24 protein-coding genes and 1 pseudogene are annotated in these 23,226 nt (G+C 38.0%); 11 read left to right on the forward strand and 14 right to left on the reverse strand.

What is annotated here, in order from left to right; genetic code table 11:
- Positions 1-63 precede the first annotated feature (63 nt).
- The 5 genes from ACS604_RS12630 to sdhC form a co-directional block, all read right to left on the reverse strand.
- The gene (locus ACS604_RS12630; RefSeq protein ID WP_002116082.1) at positions 64-192 is read right to left on the reverse strand and encodes a hypothetical protein; all 129 of its coding nucleotides are present in this window, start codon (positions 190-192) and stop codon (positions 64-66) included.
- A gap of 283 nt (positions 193-475) precedes the next feature.
- Complete coding sequence (locus tag ACS604_RS12635; RefSeq protein ID WP_004789420.1) at positions 476-1,186, reverse strand: succinate dehydrogenase iron-sulfur subunit; 711 nt, start codon at positions 1,184-1,186, stop codon at positions 476-478.
- Between the two features lie 14 nt (positions 1,187-1,200).
- Positions 1,201-3,036 (reverse strand): succinate dehydrogenase flavoprotein subunit, encoded by a 1,836-nt coding sequence (sdhA, locus tag ACS604_RS12640; RefSeq protein WP_004789419.1) that lies wholly within the window; start codon positions 3,034-3,036, stop codon positions 1,201-1,203.
- Positions 3,037-3,048: 12 nt separating this feature from the next.
- The gene (gene sdhD / locus ACS604_RS12645; protein ID WP_003655454.1) at positions 3,049-3,414 is read right to left on the reverse strand and encodes a succinate dehydrogenase, hydrophobic membrane anchor protein; all 366 of its coding nucleotides are present in this window, start codon (positions 3,412-3,414) and stop codon (positions 3,049-3,051) included.
- Complete coding sequence (sdhC, locus tag ACS604_RS12650) at positions 3,414-3,815, reverse strand: succinate dehydrogenase, cytochrome b556 subunit (protein WP_081399112.1); 402 nt, start codon at positions 3,813-3,815, stop codon at positions 3,414-3,416. Before sdhC ends, sdhD begins: the two co-directional genes overlap by 1 nt.
- 497 nt (positions 3,816-4,312) lie before the next feature.
- On the opposite strand from sdhC, the pseudogene ACS604_RS12655 reads away from it, so the two are divergent.
- Positions 4,313-4,396 (forward strand): annotated as a pseudogene (locus ACS604_RS12655) (hypothetical protein); the annotation flags it as partial.
- Between the two features lie 361 nt (positions 4,397-4,757).
- The gene (gltA, locus tag ACS604_RS12660) at positions 4,758-6,032 is read left to right on the forward strand and encodes a citrate synthase (protein WP_004789414.1); all 1,275 of its coding nucleotides are present in this window, start codon (positions 4,758-4,760) and stop codon (positions 6,030-6,032) included.
- A gap of 79 nt (positions 6,033-6,111) precedes the next feature.
- Here the strand turns inward: gltA and ACS604_RS12665 are convergent, their stop codons facing one another.
- Entirely contained in the window at positions 6,112-6,597 is a 486-nt protein-coding gene (locus ACS604_RS12665; RefSeq protein ID WP_107881187.1) for a DUF1289 domain-containing protein, read from the reverse strand.
- 111 nt (positions 6,598-6,708) lie between these two features.
- Here ACS604_RS12665 and trhO point away from each other — a divergent pair, with 111 nt between their 5' ends.
- Positions 6,709-7,641, forward strand: a complete 933-nt coding sequence (gene trhO / locus ACS604_RS12670; protein ID WP_049838014.1) for an oxygen-dependent tRNA uridine(34) hydroxylase TrhO — start codon at positions 6,709-6,711, stop codon at positions 7,639-7,641.
- A gap of 289 nt (positions 7,642-7,930) precedes the next feature.
- Here the strand turns inward: trhO and ACS604_RS12675 are convergent, their stop codons facing one another.
- A complete protein-coding gene (locus tag ACS604_RS12675; RefSeq protein WP_004789407.1) occupies positions 7,931-8,455 on the reverse strand; it encodes a YecA/YgfB family protein in 525 nt (174 codons plus the stop codon).
- 74 nt (positions 8,456-8,529) lie between these two features.
- On the reverse strand, positions 8,530-8,736 hold the full coding sequence (locus ACS604_RS12680; protein ID WP_002116495.1) for a PA3496 family putative envelope integrity protein: 207 nt from the start codon (positions 8,734-8,736) through the stop codon (positions 8,530-8,532).
- Positions 8,737-9,094: 358 nt separating this feature from the next.
- Here ACS604_RS12680 and rpoD point away from each other — a divergent pair, with 358 nt between their 5' ends.
- From rpoD to ACS604_RS12710, 6 genes are all read left to right on the forward strand, one after another.
- A complete protein-coding gene (gene rpoD, locus ACS604_RS12685; protein ID WP_005310050.1) occupies positions 9,095-10,978 on the forward strand; it encodes an RNA polymerase sigma factor RpoD in 1,884 nt (627 codons plus the stop codon).
- 97 nt (positions 10,979-11,075) lie between these two features.
- On the forward strand, positions 11,076-11,363 hold the full coding sequence (locus ACS604_RS12690) for a YbeD family protein (RefSeq protein ID WP_002116017.1): 288 nt from the start codon (positions 11,076-11,078) through the stop codon (positions 11,361-11,363).
- Positions 11,364-11,567: 204 nt separating this feature from the next.
- Positions 11,568-12,221 carry a lipoyl(octanoyl) transferase LipB gene (lipB, locus tag ACS604_RS12695; RefSeq protein WP_174730759.1) on the forward strand — a complete coding sequence of 218 codons (654 nt, stop codon included), beginning with the start codon at positions 11,568-11,570 and terminating at the stop codon, positions 12,219-12,221.
- An 81-nt stretch (positions 12,222-12,302) separates the two neighbouring features.
- Positions 12,303-12,836 (forward strand): hypothetical protein, encoded by a 534-nt coding sequence (locus tag ACS604_RS12700; protein WP_004789401.1) that lies wholly within the window; start codon positions 12,303-12,305, stop codon positions 12,834-12,836.
- Position 12,837: 1 nt separating this feature from the next.
- Positions 12,838-14,022 (forward strand): iron-containing alcohol dehydrogenase, encoded by a 1,185-nt coding sequence (locus ACS604_RS12705; protein ID WP_004789399.1) that lies wholly within the window; start codon positions 12,838-12,840, stop codon positions 14,020-14,022.
- A gap of 266 nt (positions 14,023-14,288) precedes the next feature.
- On the forward strand, positions 14,289-15,674 hold the full coding sequence (locus ACS604_RS12710; RefSeq protein ID WP_081399425.1) for an APC family permease: 1,386 nt from the start codon (positions 14,289-14,291) through the stop codon (positions 15,672-15,674).
- A 37-nt stretch (positions 15,675-15,711) separates the two neighbouring features.
- Here ACS604_RS12710 and ACS604_RS12715 read toward each other — a convergent pair whose 3' ends face one another.
- The gene (locus ACS604_RS12715; protein ID WP_474771901.1) at positions 15,712-16,272 is read right to left on the reverse strand and encodes a flavodoxin family protein; all 561 of its coding nucleotides are present in this window, start codon (positions 16,270-16,272) and stop codon (positions 15,712-15,714) included.
- A 117-nt stretch (positions 16,273-16,389) separates the two neighbouring features.
- Here ACS604_RS12715 and ACS604_RS12720 point away from each other — a divergent pair, with 117 nt between their 5' ends.
- Positions 16,390-16,770, forward strand: coding sequence for a winged helix-turn-helix transcriptional regulator (locus ACS604_RS12720; RefSeq protein ID WP_174730765.1), 381 nt, complete (start codon positions 16,390-16,392; stop codon positions 16,768-16,770).
- A 43-nt stretch (positions 16,771-16,813) separates the two neighbouring features.
- On the opposite strand, the gene ACS604_RS12725 is transcribed toward ACS604_RS12720, so the two are convergent.
- The 3 genes from ACS604_RS12725 to ACS604_RS12735 all read right to left on the reverse strand — a co-directional run bounded on the left by ACS604_RS12725 (position 16,814) and on the right by ACS604_RS12735 (position 19,548).
- Positions 16,814-17,446, reverse strand: coding sequence for a hypothetical protein (locus ACS604_RS12725; RefSeq protein WP_474771902.1), 633 nt, complete (start codon positions 17,444-17,446; stop codon positions 16,814-16,816).
- A 16-nt stretch (positions 17,447-17,462) separates the two neighbouring features.
- Positions 17,463-18,272 (reverse strand): DUF6502 family protein, encoded by an 810-nt coding sequence (locus tag ACS604_RS12730; RefSeq protein WP_092708962.1) that lies wholly within the window; start codon positions 18,270-18,272, stop codon positions 17,463-17,465.
- Between the two features lie 85 nt (positions 18,273-18,357).
- Positions 18,358-19,548 carry a cupin-like domain-containing protein gene (locus tag ACS604_RS12735; RefSeq protein ID WP_474771903.1) on the reverse strand — a complete coding sequence of 397 codons (1,191 nt, stop codon included), beginning with the start codon at positions 19,546-19,548 and terminating at the stop codon, positions 18,358-18,360.
- A 101-nt stretch (positions 19,549-19,649) separates the two neighbouring features.
- Here ACS604_RS12735 and ACS604_RS12740 point away from each other — a divergent pair, with 101 nt between their 5' ends.
- Positions 19,650-21,215 carry a PT dipeptide repeat lipoprotein gene (locus ACS604_RS12740; protein WP_474771904.1) on the forward strand — a complete coding sequence of 522 codons (1,566 nt, stop codon included), beginning with the start codon at positions 19,650-19,652 and terminating at the stop codon, positions 21,213-21,215.
- A gap of 60 nt (positions 21,216-21,275) precedes the next feature.
- On the opposite strand, the gene ACS604_RS12745 is transcribed toward ACS604_RS12740, so the two are convergent.
- Together ACS604_RS12745 and cysG are read right to left on the reverse strand one after the other, a co-directional pair.
- A complete protein-coding gene (locus ACS604_RS12745) occupies positions 21,276-21,749 on the reverse strand; it encodes a tRNA (cytidine(34)-2'-O)-methyltransferase (protein ID WP_002116042.1) in 474 nt (157 codons plus the stop codon).
- A gap of 43 nt (positions 21,750-21,792) precedes the next feature.
- On the reverse strand, positions 21,793-23,166 hold the full coding sequence (gene cysG / locus ACS604_RS12750) for a siroheme synthase CysG (protein ID WP_474771905.1): 1,374 nt from the start codon (positions 23,164-23,166) through the stop codon (positions 21,793-21,795).
- Positions 23,167-23,226: the final 60 nt, after the last annotated feature.

The raw sequence follows: 23,226 nt of genomic DNA on the forward strand, positions 1-23,226 counted from the left end.
TACCCAACAGGTCTTTAAGACCATGGGGCGTCATACTACCTAGAGAGGAAACTCCATAGGTAATTAATGAATCACAACACCCTCAATGGCATCATCACTCACCTTATACTCGATTAAAACCGAGCAATTTTTTGCAAATCTTTTTAGAAAAATTAACTTTAAAATTAACTTTTCTAAAATGACTTTAACCATAAAAATTAAGCACAGATCTAAGATTGTGCTACTTAAATTAATTTCAATAGTATACGCTTTTTTCACCTATAACTTTGTGGCAAATCGTATCATGTTCTTAACGAACGATTGATTTTTTTGACACATACCACCTATAAATTGGCGAAATACATATGCGATTTTATCTTTTAATATATGGTGCAATATATAAAAACCTCATCTTTTTCGACCAAAGTCTAAAGTTTACATTATAAAGTTAAAAAAAAACGCACATCAAGGATGTGCGTTCTCTATTTGTGCAGAATTAACCCGCTTGATCTAATAGCATATTACGGATGTGACCGATTGCTTTTGTAGGATTTAGACCTTTAGGGCATACTGACACACAGTTCATGATACCTTTACAACGGAACAAACTGAATGGATCGTCAAGACGAGACAAACGGTCTGCAGTAGCAGTATCACGAGAATCAATAATAAAACGGTATGCATTCAATAATGCTGAAGGACCCAAGAACTTATCAGGGTTCCACCAGAATGATGGGCATGAAGTTGAACAACATGCACAAAGAATACATTCATACAAACCGTTTAAGTGTTCACGCTCTTCAGGAGATTGTAAACGCTCTTTAGGTGGAGCTGGTTGGTTATTGATCAAGAATGGCTGAATCTTGTCATATTGATCATAGAATTGGTTCATATCAACAACCAAATCTTTAACCACCGGCAAACCTGGTAATGGACGAATTACGATTTTCTCTGGTAAATCATTCAGGTTTTCTAAACAAGCCAAACCATTTTTACCATTGATATTCACACCATCCGAACCACAAATACCTTCACGGCAAGAACGACGGAATGTTAACGATTCGTCTTGAACTTTCAATGCAAGCAATGCATCAAGCAGCATACGGTGCTTGTCAGTCAATTCAAGCTTGAAAGTTTGCATGTACGGCGCTTTATCCTTATCAGGATCATAGCGGTAGATTTCGAATGTACGAGTACCTCTACTCATCTTTATACTCCCGATTAGAATGTACGTGGTGCTGGCGGAATTGCATCAACAGTCAACGGTTTGAAGCGCACTGGCTTATATTCCAAACGGTTATCTGATGAATACCATAACGTATGTTTCATCCACTCATCATCACGGCGACCGTATGAATAAGTTGGGTGATCAGCTGGTAATTCATAATCAACTACAGTATGCGCACCACGACACTCTTTACGCGCAGCAGCTGAAATTAGAGTTGCTTTTGCAACTTCATACAAGTTTTCAACTTCAAGCGCTTCAACACGTGCAGTGTTAAATACTCTAGATTTATCTTTTAAATGAATGTTACGCACACGTGGTTCAAGAGCAAGGATCTCTTTTACACCCTTATCAAGCAATGCTTGAGTACGGAATACACCAGCGTGATCTTGAACGATATCACGAATTGCATCAGCAACTTCTTGAGCATTTTCACCAGAAGTCGAGTCATCCAATTTACGTACGCGATCTAATGTTTGCTCTAATACGTTTGTTGGAAGAGGTGCATATTCATCACCATGATGCTTAGTTACGTAATCAATAATGTGCTCACCAGCAGCTTTACCAAATACAACCAAGTCAAGAAGTGAGTTAGTACCTAAACGGTTTGCACCATGTACTGATACACAAGAACATTCGCCAATTGCATAGAAACCTTTTACAGGTTTAGTGTAGTTGTCTGTACCCACTTCAGGTAAACACACCTGACCATGCATATTCGTAGGAATACCACCCATTTGATAATGGATTGTTGGTACTACAGGAATCGCTTCTTTTGTAATATCAACGTTCGCGAATTTTTTACCAATCTCAAATACAGATGGTAAACGCTTCATGATTGTTTCAGCACCCAAGTGAGTCATATCAAGTAAGATATAATCACCTTTTGGACCACAACCACGACCTTCTTTAATCTCTTGGTCCATAGAACGTGAAACGAAGTCACGTGGAGCCAAGTCTTTTAAAGTCGGTGCGTAACGTTCCATGAACGGTTCGCCGTCTTTATTACGAAGGATTGCACCTTCACCACGACAACCTTCAGTCAACAATACACCAGCACCCGCAACACCCGTTGGGTGGAATTGCCAGAATTCCATATCTTGTAATGGAATACCAGCACGAGCAGCCATACCAAGACCGTCACCAGTGTTGATATAAGCATTTGTTGATGCACGGTAAACACGACCAGCACCACCAGTAGCAAATAATGTTGCTTTTGCTTGGAATACTGAAATGTTACCAGTTTCTTGGTCAATTGCTGTTACACCAAGAACATCCCCAGCTTCGTTACGGATCAAATCAAGAGCGATCCACTCAACGAAGAATTGAGTACCCATTTTCACGTTGCTTTGATAAAGCGTGTGCAATAATGCATGACCTGTACGGTCCGCAGCTGCACAAGCACGTGGAACTGGCTTATCACCATAGTTAGCAGAGTGACCACCGAACGGACGTTGGTAAATTGTACCATCAGCGTTACGGTCAAACGGCATACCCATGTGTTCAAGTTCATATACAACTTTTGGTGCTTCACGACACATAAATTCAATTGCGTCTTGGTCACCTAACCAGTCAGAACCTTTTACTGTATCGTAAAAATGGAAATGCCAGTTATCTTCTTGCATATTACCTAACGACGCACCGATACCGCCTTGAGCAGCTACAGTGTGCGAACGTGTCGGGAAAACTTTAGTGAGTACTGCAACCTTCAAACCCGCTTGAGCGAGTTGGTAAGATGCACGCATACCAGAACCACCACCACCAACGATAACTGCATCGAAAGTGAGGTTTTGAATATTTGAATAATCTTCTTTAGGGGTTATCGCGCCCATGATGTCTTCCTATCAATTCGCCCAGAAAATCTGGATACCCCAGATTGCGTACACAAACACTGCAATAATGACAGCCGTCGTCAGTACAAGGCGTAAACCTTTCGCTGAAGGACCCATTTGACGAGTAGTGACATAGTCAGTAAAAACTTGCCACATACCAATCCATGCGTGTGCGATAAGCGATAAAATTGCCAATAAAGAGAAAATCTTCATTGGTAATGTCATCATGAAACCAGCCCATTGTTGATAGTCAAATCCACCTTTGCAGAGAATCCAACCCAAAAGAACAACAGTATAGGCTGCAAGTACAACCGCACTTACACGCTGGATAAACCAATCACGAGAACCTGAACCAGTTAAACCTGTAGCACTTTTCATTAGAACATAATCCATATAAAGGCTGCGATAATAGCTACCACAGATAAGATCAATGAAATTGTCGCTGCTATACGACCACTTTGCAGTTCTTCAGCAAAACCTAAATCTGCAAGTAAGTGCTTTACTCCAGCAATAAAGTGGAATAACAAGCCGGCTACAAATACCCAAACGATAAAACGTACAAGGATATTCCCAAACACGACATTTTTAACGTAGTCAAATCCTTCTGGTGAAGATAATGATTTATCTAAAATCCATAATAGAACTGGTACTAATAAGAAAACGATGACACCTGATAAACGGTGTAAAATTGATGCAATAGCCACGGGTGAGCGTAAATTTACCGCTAACACCTGACCCATGGACAAATTGACAGGTCTGTTGCTTTTCACAGCGGGCATCCTGTAGGTAGAAACTCCGACCGGAGTTTGTTGAATTAATTCCAAGGAAAGCTGGCATTGTTAGGCAAGCACAGCTCATGCCTAACCTATAAACGACACTGAATTATAAAACGCGAAGTATCAAAATACAAACAATCCACTTTCCCATTTAAGCAAAAAACAATTAAATAAGAATCATTAACAATGATATCACCCTATTAACCCCGTTAAAATGGCATACAGAGTTTCATCATGTTATTGTTTAAAATAACTTTTTATTTAATTTCATTTTTTCTGCAATTTCTTTTAAATAAGCAAATTTTAGACTAAAGATAAAGTTATAAATTCATCATATAAATAGAAAAATGTTAGTAACTGCTCATATTTTCAATAAAAGCTACAATTCAACTAAGTGAAGTTAGTTGGATTCAATACAAATCAGTCAATCTAAAATACATTTGAGAAAGCAATTTTTATTGAAAATAAAATTTATAATTATTTTAACGCAGTTCAATTAGCTATTTTTTATACAATTAAACTTAAAAAAACAGCAACATTCTTTGTTACAACTAAATAAAAATAGAGTGTTTTTTGATTATTAATTTTAAATTACACCATGAGTTTTATGATTTTTTTAATTGGATTGGCATTTTCTACCGACTTGCCATTCCTCATCTTAATTTAAAAATTTGCTTACAATTGTACTGATACTTCATTTTTTTTCTGCACGTTCTTATTGAATTGACTTATTATACCATCCCGATGCAGTGATTTTACTGACTTTTTTGCTCGGGTCTTGATGACTAACTCTCTGTGAGAACGTTATTTTTTATCCATAAGTATAATTGACAAAATTTCAGTACTCACTAATCTTATAGCAAATTTTGACACCGTCTGATTCGCACATGAGAACATTAGGATTTCGAGTCAGATCAACATTCACCAGGACAGGAGATCTATTGAATGTCTGAAGCAAATGGCAAAAAAGCCGTATTACATCTTGATGGCAAAGAAATTGGTTTACCAATCTACAGTGGCACTTTAGGTCCAGATGTAATTGATGTCAGCAGCATATTGAAAGAAGGTCATTTTACTTTCGATCCTGGTTTTATGGCGACAGCTGCATGCGAGTCTAAAATTACGTTCATTGATGGTGACAAAGGTATTTTATTACACCGCGGTTACCCAATCGACCAATTAGCAACTCAAGCAGACTATCTTGAAACTTGTTATTTATTATTAAATGGCGAGCTCCCAACTGCTGAACAAAAAACAGAATTTGATGCCAAAGTTCGTGCTCATACTATGGTTCATGACCAAGTTAGCCGCTTCTTCAATGGTTTCCGTCGTGATGCTCATCCTATGGCAATCATGGTTGGTGTTGTGGGTGCATTATCTGCGTTCTATCACAACAACCTCGACATTGAAGACATCAATCACCGTGAAATCACTGCGATTCGTCTAATTGCAAAAATTCCAACACTTGCTGCTTGGAGTTACAAATACACAGTAGGTCAACCATTCATCTATCCACGTAATGACTTAAATTACGCGGAAAACTTCTTACACATGATGTTTGCTACTCCTGCTGACCGTGATTACAAAGTAAATCCTGTTCTTGCTCGTGCAATGGATCGTATCTTCACGCTTCACGCTGATCACGAACAAAATGCTTCGACATCCACAGTACGTCTTGCTGGTTCTACTGGTGCAAATCCATACGCATGTATCTCTTCAGGTATTTCTGCGCTTTGGGGACCTGCTCACGGTGGTGCAAACGAAGCTGTTCTTAAGATGCTTGATGAAATCGGCAGTGTAGAAAACGTTGCTGAGTTCATGGAAAAAGTAAAACGTAAAGAAGTTAAACTCATGGGCTTCGGTCACCGTGTGTACAAAAACTTCGACCCACGTGCTAAAGTCATGAAACAAACTTGTGACGAAGTTCTTGAAGCATTAAATATCAATGATCCTCAATTAGCGCTTGCTATGGAACTTGAACGTATTGCATTGAACGACCCGTACTTTGTTGAACGTAAACTTTACCCTAACGTAGACTTCTACTCAGGTATCATCCTTAAAGCGATTGGTATCCCAACAGAAATGTTTACAGTAATCTTTGCTCTTGCACGTACAGTAGGTTGGATCAGCCACTGGTTAGAAATGCACAGCGCACCATACAAAATCGGTCGTCCTCGTCAGCTTTACACTGGCCCGACTCAGCGCGATATCAAACGTTAATATTCGAAAGAAAATTAATGATAAAAAAGCTGCCTTCTGGCAGCTTTTTTATTGTGGTATTTTCAATTCAATTTAAAACTTATTCTTCATCAAACACACTTAATAAATGATGACTAATCCCATCAGCTCGGAGCCAAGCCAACTCATAACTCGCTTTAGCCAAAGCTAGAACACGTCTTTCAAATTCAACCCATATTGTTTTGACTTGAGGTTCTGAAATACCCAAACCACTCTCGTGTGCCAGATGCTTATTTTTTTCACATATTTTCAAAGCATGATAAAGCTTGCGGCCTTTACTCGCCCCTTCCATCAACCGAACACGCTTACTTAAAATAAATCCCTCTACATGCTGTAAGTTCGCATGAGGCAACATAGGTACTAGGATTTGATTCAACTGATCGTCTAAGCGCTTCCACACAGCCAAGCGTTGCTCTGCTGTATACGTATTCCATTGAATCACTTCATGGTTAAAACGGCGACAACCACGGCACACCTGATCACCAAAAACTGTTGAACAACGCCCTGCACATGGGGTGAGAGAGAGCATTCGATGATCATTACTCAAAACAAACTCCTTAAATAAACCATATACTTTTTATGGTTTTCTCGCTTATTACACATTTTCGCGCTAAAATATGCGCCTTAAATTTATATCTTAATACATTTGGAGTTTTCCATGAACGCTACTGTAGAACAGCTTGCACCTGTAGAACAGCAAGCGACCGCGGGTTGGGTTGTTGCAGCACTATATCAATTTAAAGAAGTTCAAGATCCTGCAGATCTTCAGCAACGTCTATTAGACTTAGTGAAAACAATTAACCTTTGTGGAACTCTGATTGTAGCAGGTGAAGGAATTAATGGTACTGTTGCGGGCGATCGTGTAGCAATTGATAGTCTCTATCAATTTTTGCTTAATGAAGGTTTTGCTTCTATGGAATACAAAGAATCCCATAGCTCTGACAAACCTTTCCGTAAAATGAAGATTAAACTTAAAGAAGAGATTGTAACTTTAGGTGTTGAGGTTAAACCCCGCGACTTAGTGGGTCACTACCTCGATCCAAAAGAGTGGAATGATTTAATTGCACGTGATGATGTAATTTTAATCGACACACGTAATGACTATGAATATAAGGCAGGCACTTTTAAAGGTGCAATCGACCCTAAAACTGAGACATTCCGCGAGTTCCCAGAATATGTCAAAAAAGAGCTAGAGCAACATAAAGATAAAAAAATTGCGATGTTCTGTACAGGCGGTATTCGCTGTGAAAAATCAACATCTTTACTTCTTCAAGAAGGCTTCCAAGAGGTTTATCACCTCAAAGGCGGTATCCTTAAATACCTAGAAGAAACCCCTGCCGATGAAAGTTTATGGGAAGGCGAATGTTTCGTATTTGACGGACGTACTGCTGTAACTCATGGCGTTGAGGAAGGCGTAAATATTAAATGTCATGCTTGTGGTTGGCCATTAACTCCAGAAGAGTCAGCTTTAACAAGTTATGAACATGGTGTTTCATGCGTGTATTGCATCGACAAGACAACTGAAAAACAAAAAGCTGGTTTCCGTATGCGCCAGTCGCAAATTGCAGCTGCAAAGCGTAAACGCTTATAATTTTTAATGGAAAGGCATTTAGTTTTCTAAATGCCTTTTTTATAGAAATAATAAAAATATTTTGACTACATAGCCCTTCAAAAACCAATTCATTCACTGAAAGCTAATTTTGGAACTTTTAACATCCAAACTCCACCAGATTATGAAAACAACTCGTTCAACATCCTAATTAAAGCTCTAAATTTAAGATAAACCTTAAAAAAGACTACTTCATTCTTTAAACAATTAAAAAAGCCAAATAATAAAAAACGCCCTAGAAAGGACGTTATTTATTATTTCTTCTAATAAATTAATTTGGAGTATGGTACATCAAATATAATTCATTCAAATTATCTGGAATTTCTTCTGCCAGTTCATCCATTAACTGTCCATTACGACGGAAAGATTCCATCTGCGGATCTTCTTCATCAATTCCACTAAATACCATCATTGGTAAAGTTAAATCAATTAATTGTTCTTCATGTTCAGGGGCAAACCATGCCTCTTCATTTAAGAACATTGCATCAACAAATCCCACACTCCAGTCGCCTAAGCTAGATTCAACATCAGCTTCTTCAATTTCAAATGGAAATACAATTCCATTCTCATTTGCTAAATCTTGTCGAATTGACTCTAACCACGCCTTGATTTGCTGAATAATTTCAGCAGGAACCTTTTTATGGTTATTATCAAACAGCTCATCTAACCAACGGTCAAACTGAGGGCCTACTGCAATTGCACACAGAAAACCATGAGTTGCAGCGAAATCTAGACCATACTCATTGTGGTCTCCATCTAGATATTCACTTAATTGGTCTAAATCTAACGCACTCATTGTGTTACCTGACTATAAAAAAGAAATCTACGATAGCATAGCATTTAAGCTGACGATGCCCTATTCAGATTTGATTAGTCTTCATCATCAAGATCATCATCGTCTAAATCATAATCAAAATCTTTCAACTCACGCTCTAAACGGCGTTGAGCCAATAGATCATCAATTAATCTACGTTTTTCTAATGATTCTTTCGCAGTGATTTTGCCTGATGACTCATCAAAACCGACATCATCATCATCACCGTAGTTATCATCTAGTTCAAAATCTGTAGAAGACACTAAAACTACCTCTAATGAAAAAATGTGAATGGGTCTAGGCGCTATTTATCTCTCTTACAGAATCATGTCAAGTTTTATTTGTATTTTTTTCATTAAACTGCATATTTGTACTTTTTTTCACCCGAAAAATTGTGTATTTATAAAACTCAACTATTTTTTTAATCAAGAAAAAATTCTATGATCTTTTCGATGATTTAAGCTTGAAAAAAATGATTTTAGCCCAATATTCAAAAAACAGACGTGAATTCAAAGATATTTTTTATTTAACGGTTACCGATCAAACCCAAAACATTTCAAGCAAATTGTGCTATCATGCACGGTTTTTCACTGCCACAGATTCAACGAAGAGTAAGCAAAGATGAGCGATATGCATTCCCCTACTTCTCAAGTAGCGGCTCTGATTAGCCGAGGCAAAGAACAAGGTTACTTAACTTACGCTGAGGTTAACGATCATCTGCCGGACTCGATTACTGAAAGCGAACAGATTGAAGACATTATTCAAATGCTTCAAGACGTTGGTATTCCTGTACACGAGCGTGCACCTGAATCTGACGATACCATGTTCGGTGAGTCAACTGACACAGCTGATGAAGTTGCTGAAGAAGAAGCTGCTGCCGTACTTGCATCGGTTGAAAATGAGCCTGGACGTACGACAGATCCTGTACGTATGTACATGCGTGAAATGGGTACAGTTGAACTGTTAACCCGTGAAGGTGAAATCAGCATTGCAAAACGTATTGAAGAAGGGATCCGTGATGTCCTTAATTCAATTGCGTACTGGCCAAATGCTGTTGAAGTTGTATTAAAAGAATATAATGATTTCTTGACTGGCGAACGTCGCCTTGCCGATATTTTATCTGGCTATCTTGATCCGGAAACTGACGAAGATATTCCTGAAGTTCTAGAAGAAGAAACAGAACTTGAAGAAGATGATGCGCCAGCTACACCAGCAAAAGAAGTTAAGCTTGACGATGACGAAGAAGATGAAGAGTCAGAAAGCGACGATGATTCTGAAGGTGAGTCTGGTCCAGACCCTGAAGTTGCAAAGATTCGTTTTAATGAACTTGAATCTGCATGGACTAAAACAAAAGGTATTATTGAGAAACATGGCCGTAACAGCCCTGAAGCAGACGAAGCTTTAGAAGCGTTAGCTACTGTGTTTATGATGTTTAAATTTACACCACGTTTATTCGATATCATTTCTGAAATGATTCGTGGCACACATGAACAAATTCGTGCCAATGAACGTGAAATCATGCGTTATGCAGTACGTCGTGGCCGTATGGATCGTACTCAATTCCGTACATCTTTCCCTAAGCAAGAATCTAATCCAGCTTGGTTAGATGAACAAATTGCTAAAGCTCCTGCTGAAATCAAGGCGCATTTAGAAAAAGTTCGTCCGGATGTTTTAGCGTTCCAGCAAAAAATTGCAGATATTGAGAAAGAACTTAGTTTAAGCGTTGCTGAAATTAAAGATATTTCTAAGCGTATGGCAATTGGCGAAGCGAAAGCACGCCGTGCTAAGAAAGAAATGGTAGAAGCCAACCTTCGTTTGGTAATTTCGATTGCGAAGAAATATACCAACCGTGGTTTACAGTTCCTTGACTTGATTCAAGAAGGGAACATTGGTTTGATGAAAGCTGTAGACAAGTTTGAATATCGTCGTGGTTATAAATTCTCGACTTATGCAACTTGGTGGATTCGTCAGGCGATTACCCGTTCGATTGCCGATCAGGCTCGTACAATTCGTATTCCTGTACATATGATTGAAACAATTAACAAGATCAACCGTGTATCTCGTCAATTGTTACAAGAAATGGGCCGTGAACCAACACCTGAAGAATTAGGTGAACGTTTAGAAATGGACGAAGTTAAGGTTCGTAAGGTACTTAAAATTGCCAAAGAACCAATTTCAATGGAAACACCTATTGGTGATGATGAAGATTCGCATCTTGGTGATTTCATTGAAGATCAAAACATCACTTCTCCAATTGATGCTGCGACTTCAGAAGGCTTAAAAGAAGCAACACGTGAAGTATTGGAAAACTTAACTGAACGTGAAGCAAAAGTATTGAAGATGCGTTTTGGTATTGATATGCCAACCGATCATACGTTAGAAGAAGTGGGCAAGCAATTTGACGTAACACGTGAACGTATTCGTCAGATTGAAGCGAAAGCATTGCGTAAATTACGCCACCCTTCTCGTTCTGAACACTTACGTTCTTTCTTGGAAAATGACTAAGTTTTGAAGGCTTGAAATTTCAAAACCAAGCCCCATTTAATAGAAAGAGCTATAAACGCCTGCGATAATGCAGGCGTTTCAAATCATGAGGTAACTTATGTTAGACCGCACTCCATCTCGCGAACTACAAGAACATCTTTGGGTATTTCCGATGGATTATCCAATTAAACTTATTGGCGATGCGGGTGAAGAATTACGTGTTGCTGTAGTCGATATTTTGGTGAAACATTTCCCAGACTTCGACCACTCAACATTAAAAGTTCAAGAATCTCGCACCGGCAAGTATCATTCTTTAACAGCACAATTGCGCTTTGAAGAATTAGAACAAGTTCATGCACTTTATGCTGACTTGGCTGCTTGCCCGCAGATTAGAACTGCGCTTTAATTTTAAGTTCTTCAATCAATACCACAGTCAGACACTCTTACTGTGGTATTTTTTTGAGAAATTTTTAAGTTATCAAACAGTGAAAAACAATACAAATATTTAGAAACCCTATTATAAAATCCTTTAAAATTACAGGGTTTTCGGCTTCTATCTTGCAGGTATTAACTGGGTGCCGCAGAAACCAACTTATAGGAAGATATTGTGATGAGCCTTGATAAACCCAACTTGATCATTCGCCAATGGAACGATTTACAAGATTATCAAAGCAAGTTCGAAACCATGAAACTCTTAACAAACGAGCGTGATCAAGATACGCCTGATGAGTTATGGTTACTTCAACATTATAATGTCTTAACACAAGGTCAAGCTGGTAAACCAGAACACATCCTAATTTCATCAAATATTCCAGTCGTACAAACTGATCGTGGCGGGCAAGTAACTTGGCATGGCCCTGGTCAACTCGTTGCTTACTTCATGTTTGATCTTAATCGACTAAAATGGAACGTACGTACTTTGGTCAGTTTTGCTGAACAATTTATGATAGATGTTTTAAAAAAATATGGAATTGAAGCTTATGCCAAACCCGATGCCCCTGGGGTATATGTAGATGGCCGTAAGATTGGTTCTTTAGGTTTTAAAATTCGTCGTGGTCGTAGTTATCATGGATTAGCATTAAACTTGGACTGTGCCTTAGATGGATTCCAGACCATCAATCCTTGCGGTTATGCAGGCTTAGAAATGGTACGTATACAAGATTTAGTGACTCCTTATCCATCATTTGGTCAACTTTGTCAGGACTTTATTGAGTATATTAATAGTACTGGGTACTTTAATGACCCTAAAGTCAAATATGAATAAATCGCTTTGCGATGAAATAAAAATGGATTAGAGTAATTACTCTAAATTTGCTTTCGCATAATTTTAACAAGGGATACGCGAGTGATTTCGACAAAAGCGGTAAAGCCGACTCTGCAACTTGCCTACGTTAAGCTCATGATGGATGTTATTGGTCGTGGCTTGGTCATGGCAAGTCAAGTGGACACTGAAATACAAGAGGAAGTATCTAAATTTCCTGTTCACTTTGTACTTTCAATGAATGTTTTCCCGAATGGACCAGCATTTTTTGCTCGAGTGACAGAAGACAAACAGTTAGAACTACTTCAAAGAGCTGAAAGAAAACCAGACTTAACGATTACATTCAAACACGTCACTCATGCCTTTTTGGTATTTTCTTTTCAAGAAAGTACTGCTCAAGCATTTGCCAATGACCGAATGATTGCCGATGGTGATGTATCTGCTGCTATCCGCTTAGTACGCTGCCTAAATAAAATGGAAGCTCTTATTTTACCTAAATTGGTTGCTTCACTAGCAGTCAAAGAATACCCAACCGAACTTAGCCTAAAAGAAAAATTCAACGAGGCTGCAAATATTTACCTAAAAGTAGCCAAGTCCTATTTCAAGCGGAGCGCATAACATGGCCAAACCATATTACGAATTCTTTTGTCCTGTAAAAGTCATTGCTGGTAATGCTGCGTTAGAACATATTCCGTTTGAGCTTGCAACTTTGGGTGCAAAACGCCCTCTTATCATTACAGATAAGGGTGTACGCGCAAATGGCTTATTAAATCCGATTGAAGCTGCATTTAGTACAACTGATGCTGTCATTGGTCATGTTTTTGATGATGTTCCACCCGACTCGAGTTTAGAGGTTGTTCGCCTTGCAGCAGAAGCTTATCGTGCAAACAAATGTGATGCGATCATTGCTGTAGGTGGTGGTTCAGTCATAGACACTTCTAAAGCAACTAATATTTTAGTTTCTGAAGGTGGAAATGACTTATTGCAATATGCAGGTGCTCATAACTTACCGAAGCCATTAAAACCATTTTTTGTGATCCCAACAACTTCAGGCACTGGTTCTGAAGTAACAATGGTTGCCGTGGTTTCAGATACTCAAAAGAATGTTAAGTTAGCATTTGCTTCTTATTATTTAATGCCGCATGCAGCGATTTTAGATCCACGCATGACACTTACATTACCGCCTCATTTAACTGCAATGACTGGTATGGATGCATTAACGCATTGTGTAGAAGCCTATACATGTATGGCTGCCAATCCATTGAGCGATGCTTATGCAAGTGCCGGAATTAAAAAGATTAGTGAAAATCTCTTTAATGTCTTAGAAAACCCAAATGACTCACAAGGCCGCTTAGAGTTAGCTCAAGCTTCCACAATGGCGGGTATTGCATTTTCTAATTCAATGGTCGGCCTAGTTCACTCTTTAGGACATGCTTTAGGTGCTGTTGCTCACCTACCCCACGGTCTATGCATGAATTTATTCTTACCTTATGTACTTGAATATAATAAACAAGTAAATGGTCAGAAAATTGGTGAGTTACTATTACCGCTTGCTGGTGCAGATATTTATGCACAAACTCCTGCAACCCAACGTGCAGATAGAGCAATTACGACTATCTTAGCAATGCGTGATCGCCTATTTACTTTAACAAAGTTACCACGCACTCTACGTGAAACAGGTAAAGTAACTGAAGCACAGCTTGATGAAGTTGCAGAAAAAGCACTAAATGATGGCTCAATTATTTACAACCCGAAAGAAGCAAGCTTAAAAGATATTCGAGATATCTTAGAAAAAGCTTGGTAATTCGATAAGTTAAACTCCAAGAAATTCCATAAAGGTCTGATTTATATATTGAATCAGACCTTTTTTATCATTAACCATTTTTATTGATTATTTTATTTGAAACATATGGCAAAAAAATTGCTAAAAAATAGATGAAAGTACTGACAATTTATATCAATTTAGGATAGATTGGCGCACTTTATCTTTTTCTGTAGGGGGGATCGTTCGTCTCAAACGATCCTTAACACCAAGCTGATCCTTGATCAACGATTATGAGGATAACGCCGTTGACAAATTTATCTGGGACTAAACCAACAGGCAAGCTTCAAAAGAATCTTGTACTTTGGCATATTGTTATTATTGGTTTAGCTTACATTCAGCCATTAACGTTATTTGATACTTTTGGTTTAGTGTCAGAACGAAGTGGTGGTCATGTACCAACTTCCTACATTTTTGCATTAGTCGCAATCTTATTAACATCGATCAGTTATGGACATATGATTAAGCGCTACCCTTCTTCTGGGTCGGCCTATACGTATGCTCAAAAATCAATTCACCCTAATGTTGGCTTTATGGTGGGTTGGTCTTCTTGGTTAGACTATCTACTGTCACCGCTTGTTAATATTATCTTGGCAGATATTTATCTAAGAGCTCTTTTTCCAGAAGTAAATAACTGGTTATGGGTGATTGGTTTAACAACGCTTATGACTGTTATTAATTTATTTGGTGCACGGTTCGTTGCACGTTTTAACAGTACGATTGTTGTTATTCAGCTTGGCGTAATTTTTTATTTTGTTTATCAAGTATATACCTTACTTACTCAAGGTGTATATGCAGATGGAACTTTAAATCCAGATAAAGCGGCATTGTGGTCATTAACTCCTTTTTGGAACGATATGACATCTGTCAGTTCTTTAATTGCTGGCGCGACTGTACTCTGCTTCTCTTTTACCGGATTTGATGCTTTATCGTCTCTTGCTGAAGAAACAAAAGATGCAGAAAAAACGCTACCAAAAGCTATTTTTTCTACAGCATTACTTGCAGGTATTATTTTCATTGTAAGTACTTACTTCATCCAATTATATTTCCCAAGTAATCCAAATACTTACTTCAATCCGTTAGATGAATCACAACCTGTGATGGTCGCTGCGATTGGTAGTTTGATGTTTAAAACTTTGGTTTTATATTTTGCTGTAGTCGCTGTGATGGCATCAGGTATTTCTGCACATGCGGGTGTATCACGCTTAATGTATGTGATGGGACGCGATGGGGTCATCAACAAGAAACTATTTGGTCATATCAGTCCAAAATTGCATACCCCAACTTACAACATTCTTATTGTTGGTGTGGTTGCTTTATCTGCTGGCTTTTTAGATCTTGAACATATTGTTAACTTGATTAGTTTTGGTGCTTTAACTGCTTTTAGTTTTGTTAACTTCTCTGTAGTTTCTCGCTATGCATTAAGAGATGGAAAGAATAAAACGCTTAAAGACATCATTAATTATATTGCTATACCAACGCTTGGTTTTGCCAGTGTGTTTATGATGTGGTTAGAGATAGATAAGCTTGCCTTACAAATTGGCTTAGCTTGGGCCGTTATTGGTGTAGGTTATTTGGCCTACAAAACCAAAGGCTTTAAATATAATGCTCCGCAACATAACGAGCATGAGTAATAAAAAAGGCGCTTAAAGCGCCTTTTTTATGGTCAAATTAACCAAAAATTTTATTTACAATGCTTTGTACACGTTGAGCATAAAGTTTTGCTGTTTCAAGATCACCTGTCGGAACCTCTTCCACACTTGCATCCGAAGGCGATTGAACTAAAAGTCCTACCGAACCACCTAAGTTGTTTACATCTTCACGTGTTGCATCTTTCGTATTTGCTGGCAATAAACCAAGACTCACCCAAATGCCACCATGCTGTGATGCTAAAGTTTGCAGTTGAATAAGAGTTACTTGCTTATCACCATTTAAGCTCGCGCTGTTTGTAAAACCTGCAAATACTTTATCTTGCCAACCACGTGTAAACCACACTTTTGAAGTTGCATCAGCAAACTTTTTAAACTGCCATGGCGCTGTACCCATATAAGTAGGCGCACCAAAAACAATCCCCTTCGCATCATTTAATGTCTGCCAATCTTGATCAGTAATATTTCCCTCTTGATCAATTTGGATGAGCTGGGCAGTAATTTCGTTTGCAAACGTTTCAGCAACAACTTTTGTATGGCCATAACCAGAGAAATATACAACCGCGATATTAGAGTTAGACATGGGAGCAAACCTTTGTTTTATTAAATTCCACTTTATGATATATTTTAGAAACTAGGTGTCAATTAGTTACTAGTTGGTAACTAGGGTAATTTTTTCAAGAAATTATAGGTAAATGGTATGAATGAATGTCTAAAATATAATATTTTTCAACAACATTGCCCTGCTCGTTTATTTTTTGAAAAAATTGCAGATAAATGGGTTTTATTGATTTTAAATATTCTTGAGGAAGAAACTCAGCACTTCAATTTGCTCAAAAAGAATATTCAAGGTATCTCCCCTAAAGTCTTATCACAAAAGTTAAAAATGCTGGAGAGAGACGGTTTTATCGAGCGTAAAATTCAGAATACATCCCCAATTCGTGTTGATTACTCACTTACTTCTTTAGGGCAAAATGTAGCTTCAATGGCGTTCCAATTAAAGGAATGGGCCGAAACCAATATTGAGCAAGTTTTAGCAGCTCAAATAACTTATGATGAAAAAGCATTAGAACAGGCTTAACTCATACTTCCCTTAAAATTTTATAGCTCATGAGTGGCTCATCTTAATTAATTTTAATCGGCTCAGGTGGCGCACTTATTCTAAATTGAATAGTTAAAGGTTCGCATTGTTTTAACTCCTGCTCATTTTTCAAATAGGTGCTTTCTAGACCATATTTCCAAGTACCATTCATGACTTCAAATGCAGGATAATTGACAATAAAAGTTTTGGTTTCACTAGGCTGATATTCGTAAGTTTGGGTCTCTTTACACTCATTTTCTGGGTAAGAACGTTTAGTATTTCCAAATAAATAGAGTTCTAAAGGTACATAACACGCAGGTTGTTGTTCTTGTATTTTCTCTAATCCCTTATTAGTTTGAGTAATCTGCAAAGCAATTGTGCCATTTAAAGTCAACTGCTGTGCATATTTAAAAACTGTTTCTTTTTCGATGGGTTCACGCGTTACATTATTTAGGAACTGCAGTTTACGATGCAAGCTATTACAGTCATCTTCAACAGGTGCGGATAACCAAATTTCATTATCTTTTGAGTCACCTTTCTCACCATCGGCAGGTGTCTCATAATCACCTGGTTTACCAGGTTTAGTCGGATTTCCCGATCCACCTAAACTGGCACCACCTGCGAATAAATCCTCTCCACAAGCAGTCAAAAGACCACCCATCAAAATGAAACTCATGGATATTATTAATTTTTTATAAGTTATTTTCATCATATTGATAAGCTCCGAAACGGAAAGTTTTGGTTGCACCCTCTTTTCCTTCATCGAGTGCACAACGTTCAATGGCTAACTTAAGTATTTGTAGTGATAGATCTTCCCACAAGCGTAAACTTGCGTCTTTGAGTAAAGTGATCGATTCATCTGTTAATTCATCAGCAAAAATTGCTTGTTCTAAATAGGGCTCTTTTTCTGGCTGAAATAAATTATGAACTCCGGCAGCTAAATGTGCCTCTAAGTTATTCGTTAATAATTTTCGAACCTCGAATTGCTCAACATCAGGCATAAAACTACGCTGCTGCAACATCACAAGGCCATCTTCTTCTTTCACAATGTTCAAACGCTCAAGTTCGTTCAAAATAGATCTTGGATGTTTTTCAGTTGAAATTTTCTTTACCAAACTTTCAAAGCTAATCTGATTTTCACTAATAAAAGGAATTTTTTCTGCTAATCCCTCTGCAAGCCACAAGCCAATCACCCGAGCAGGAACACTTACTGGCTCTGCTACTTTTGCTTCTGTTAAAGGTTGCCCAGCCTGCATTGCCTTTTTAAATGCATTCACGTCTTTGCGATGTAACCCTGAAAGTAAACTGACCGCTGAATCAGTTGGCTTTTGTTCTATACGCTCTAGCTCAGTTAAAGCCTGTTGATAGAAAATAGGTTTTAAAGCAGTCACAAAGTCGTTATATCCCACTCCTGAACGAATTAACCATTGCGTCAGGTATTCCATTAACATTAATACCTGCTTTTGATTAAGTTCTGCATTGTTCGTTTGGAGTGTGGTCATAGGGTAACAATTTTCCTTCATATTTGAAAAACAGTATGGGCCGAGCAATTGTCACACTGAACGGTTTAAGATGCAATTTTCATTCTTAGACCTCTTTTGGAAACCGATCAACATAATGATTTGGCGCATTAAAATGGGTAAAAGAAATACTGATTGAGACGTCTAAACTTTCTACACTATGCCACCAACCAATTGGGATAAACAAAGCTTCCCCAGCATTCAAAATACATTCCACTGGAGTGATTGATCTTGCCAAAGGATATTTTTCAAAATCAATTTTATTTGCATTATTTAATTCACTAAACACCCAATGATCGTTATACAGATGAGGAACTTGTAAGGCAGGAATTAAAGTTACTTTTTTTCTTCCATAAATTTGGACTAACATATTATTCGTTAAATCATGGTGTAATGGCGTAAATGTTCCTTTAGGTCCAAACCATAAAAAACTACGCTCATCTTTTAAAGCCAAGTCGCAATAACCTTCTGCAAAATTACCAATATCTAAAAATAGCTCTTGAAGCATCTGATGGCTGTTAGTCGCATTATTTGCAGTCATATAAAAATCATTACTGGCATCAACTGACATAACTTTTGATACAAGCTCTGACATCTTCATTTTGTGTTTTAGTGATGGAGAATGTCTTTCAAACTGTTCATCTAAATTTCTATTCATCTGAATTTCAACTGAATGATGACCAAATTTAGAAGCAAAATATTGCGGAGACCATTTGTGCAAAGCTGGCCAATGTTCTATTCCTTCTTTTAAAATCACAGGGCGATGTTGACTATAGTAATCCTTTATAAAAACAGAGAACCGTGGAGCAGTAATTGAAGGAATTTCTTCACTATAGCCAGAATTTAGCTGTGCCAATTGATCTACAGTTTCTATTAGCCATTCACGTTTTTTAAGTTGATGATGCTTTTTCTTCAAAATTTTATATAGCTGATTATTTTCTAAATTATTTAGATATTCTTTTACTTTTAAACCATCATGCCCCTGCTCTATTAATATTTTTACTATTTGCTCAGACGTGACCTCATTTAAAACTTGTTCAATTATCCACTCTTGATCATGATTCAATAAAGTCTGAAATTTTAAATCATTCATTTCAAACCGTGGCTCAAATCCATTTGCTTTTAAAACATCGACTAATTGTTCAATTCCACACCCTTTTTCTAAATTTTCTTCAAGCCAGTTTTTCCATTCTAATGGCAACTGGTCAAACCATTTTTGGCTTTGTTCGAATATTTCAATTTGATTATAAGCTGCCATGTTGAACCTTTTTTCAAATTTGATCTTTACAACTGCATTATAATTGATCTATTTTAAAAATGTTAAATTTTCACATTTTTAATAAAAAAAGGGTTCATATGATGAATAATATAGTAAAAGGAAGCAGCATTGCTTTGATTTTTATAGCTTTAAGTGGGTGTGGGTCTGACGATAATGATTCGACACCGACACCGACACCGACACCGACACCAACACCAACACCAACACCAACACCAACACCAACACCAACACCAACACCAACACCAACACCAACACCAACACCAACACCAACACCAACAAGTGTAGCGGATCGCTTTATTGGAAGTTGGTTAGCAGGTAAAGGAGCTTGTATTAACGGCTCTGCTCTAAAAATGAACGTCATTAAGGTTTCTGATAACAGCGTTCGATTTACCAGTGAAACAGTACGTTATGAGAATGAATCGAACTGTACAGGTAACATTGTTGCAAGTTACCGCCAAGCTGAAGATTTTAGTCTGGTTTCAAATATTGGAGCACCACAGACTATACAAACCTCAAGCTATAATAAAGTAGATTGGCAGCTTGTAGTAGCTGGAGAATTGGAGCAAAAACAGCCAGCTATTCTAGGGTTTAAAAATGCAAACCAATTCTGCTTAGTCCCTACGGATCAACCTAATGCGATACATAATTATTTGCAGCAAGCAAACTTTGATCTCACAAATACGTGCTTCACAAAAACAACACCACCAGCAAGCATGCAAAAGCCGACACAAGTATTGGCAACAGCAAGTTATAGACTAGGAGATAATAAGGAATCTTGGGCAGATCTATTAACCCAACTTAATGACCAAGGACGTCAAGGCTATGCCCTTCTCACACCATCTGTAAGTTTAGATAATCCTGACGGCAGTTTTGCCCTATATAAAAACTTATATGTTAAAAACAATAAGTCCGCTGATACATACACCTATAAGACAGTTGATGTTAAAACGAACTCGGTAGCAAACCGTTATTTACTATGGGTGAATGAGCTAAATAAACAAGGTAGCTTAGGCTATATATATAAACTCTCATTTGGAGAAGTAACTTCGAATACAGATAAATATTTATTTGTGAAAAATGATAAGAAACCAGCAACTTATACTTACTCTAATCGATTCTTAACCAATACCTCTCGCACAACAATTTTAAATGCCTTCAACGAACTTGGTGCACAAGGTTGTAAACTCATTTACGCAAACACCTCGTTCACCAATAATGGCACAACGAATGGAACCTTCTATGTACCCACTTGTGTAAATAGCAGTACACATAACGGAACCTATGCGTATCGTTATTTTGAAGTTCCGCGACATATTCCGTTTAACAAGGAAGATGCAATAAAACTTGAAAAACTTCTTAAAGAGCAGGCAGCTGAAGGTTATAGACTGGTTGATGCAAACAATAATCTAGGCTTCTTTAATATTGATGGTTATCTATTTGAGCGTGATAGTGAAAATACGGGACCTATTGAATATAAAGTATTTATTGAAGATGCTGCATCCGAAACAGATGAACCATATCTCGTTGAAAATCGAATTCAAGACCAAGGTAAATTAGGTTGGTTCTTTGCAGTTCGACTTGGATCGGTCTATACCAACTCACCAACAAATTATGATTTAGCAAGTGGTGTTATTTTCCCTAAATAAGACATCTAAAAACAAATAAGGCCACAACTGTGGCCTTATTCTTACTTAAAATTAGATAACTTATCCTAAGTTTTTAAACCCCTGCTGACGCCATGCTTCATAAACAATCACTGCGGTTGCATTAGATAAATTTAAACTTCTTGAGTTTTCAGCCATTGGCAAACGGATCCACTGTTCTTGTGGAAACATTAAGCGGACATGCTCAGGCAAACCACGTGTTTCTGGCCCCATTAGTAAAGCCACAGGCCGATTCAAATCGACTGTATGTGGAGTCGCTGAGCCTTTAGTGGTGAGTGGAAAAACATGCTCAACACCTTTCGCTTTTAAGTCTGCAAGGCACAGTTCAATGTTGTCCCAAATCTGCATACGTGCCCATTCATGATAATCAAGGCCTGCTCGCTTGAGCTTTTTATCATCTAACTCAAAACCCAAAGGTTTGACTAAATGTAACTGTGCGCCCGTATTAGCACATAAACGAATGATATTGCCTGTATTGGCAGGAATTTCAGGCTCGTATAGAACAACATGAATCACAAATTTTCTCGACTTTAATAACCAGCAATAAATTCAGATGAACTTATTGCCATTTTAACTGTTCACGTAAACTCACCACTTCACCAATAATGGTTAAAGTCGGCGCCACGATATGATGTTCAGACACTTTAGTTGCAATATCAGCTAATGTTCCAACGATAACTTTCTGCTCTGGTGTAGTTCCTTTAGAAATTAAGGCTACTGGCATATCAGCACGTTGACCATGAGCAATAAGTTGCTCACAAATACGTTCTAATCCAACTAACCCCATATAAAGAACTAAAGTTTGATTTTCATAAACCAGTTCATTCCAAGGGAGTTCAGGTGAACCTTCCTTTAAATGTCCAGTCAAGAAACGTACACTTTGCGCATAATCACGATGAGTTAATGGAATCCCTGCATAAGCTGAACAACCTGATGCTGCTGTTATGCCCGGTACAACTTGGAAAGTGACATTCGCCTCAACCAGCTCTTGAATCTCTTCACCACCACGCCCAAAGATAAATGGATCACCACCCTTTAGACGACAAACACGCTTTCCTTTTTGAGCATATTCAACCAATAAAGCATTGATACCATCTTGGGGAACAGAGTGATTTGAACGGGCTTTACCCACATAAATTTTGGTCGCATCACGACGGCAAAGTTCTAAAATTGGTGCAGACACCAAACGATCATAAATCACCACATCTGCTTGTTGCATAAGACGTAATGCTTTTAGTGTCAGTAGCTCAGGATCACCTGGTCCAGCCCCGACTAAATAAACCTCACCTTTAGGTGCAGTCCACTCGGTTAAGGCTTGCTGGATCAAATCATTTGCAACGTCTAAATTGTCATTAAAAACTTGTTCTTTTAATGGACTAGCATAGAGGTTTTCCCAAAAGATTCGACGCTCATCGGGGTTAGTAATCTTTTCTTTTACTTGCTTACGCCATTGACCAGAAAACTCAGCCAATTTACCCATGCCATGTGGAACAATCGTTTCGATTTGAGTACGAAGTTGTCTAGATAAAACTGGCGATGCGCCATTTGAGGCAACAGAAATGATCAATGGAGAACGATCAATAATCGCTGGAACCATAAAACGGCAGTGCGGAATATCATCGACACTATTTACCAGTAAATTACGCGCTTCACATTGTTCAAAAACAGCTTTGTTTACTTGCGCATCATTAGTGGCAGCAATAACTAATCTGTAAGGAGTATTTAAAAAAACTTCGGCAAAGGTCTCAGCAAAGTACTGCCCTCCAGTTGCCTGAATCAACGATAAAAGCTGATCTTCAATTGCCGGAGCAATAATATCAATTACTGCTCCAGCTTTGGCTAAAAGATTTGCTTTGCGCAAAGCGATATGCCCACCACCCACAATCAGACAACGTTGCTGTTGCAACTTTAAAGAGATTGGAAAAATATCCACCTTAAACCTCTACATTAATCATCTGATTTGGATTAAGCAAAAACCGTGCACAATTTAGAT

Source organism: Acinetobacter sp. Li1LvA2, from assembly GCF_056156705.1.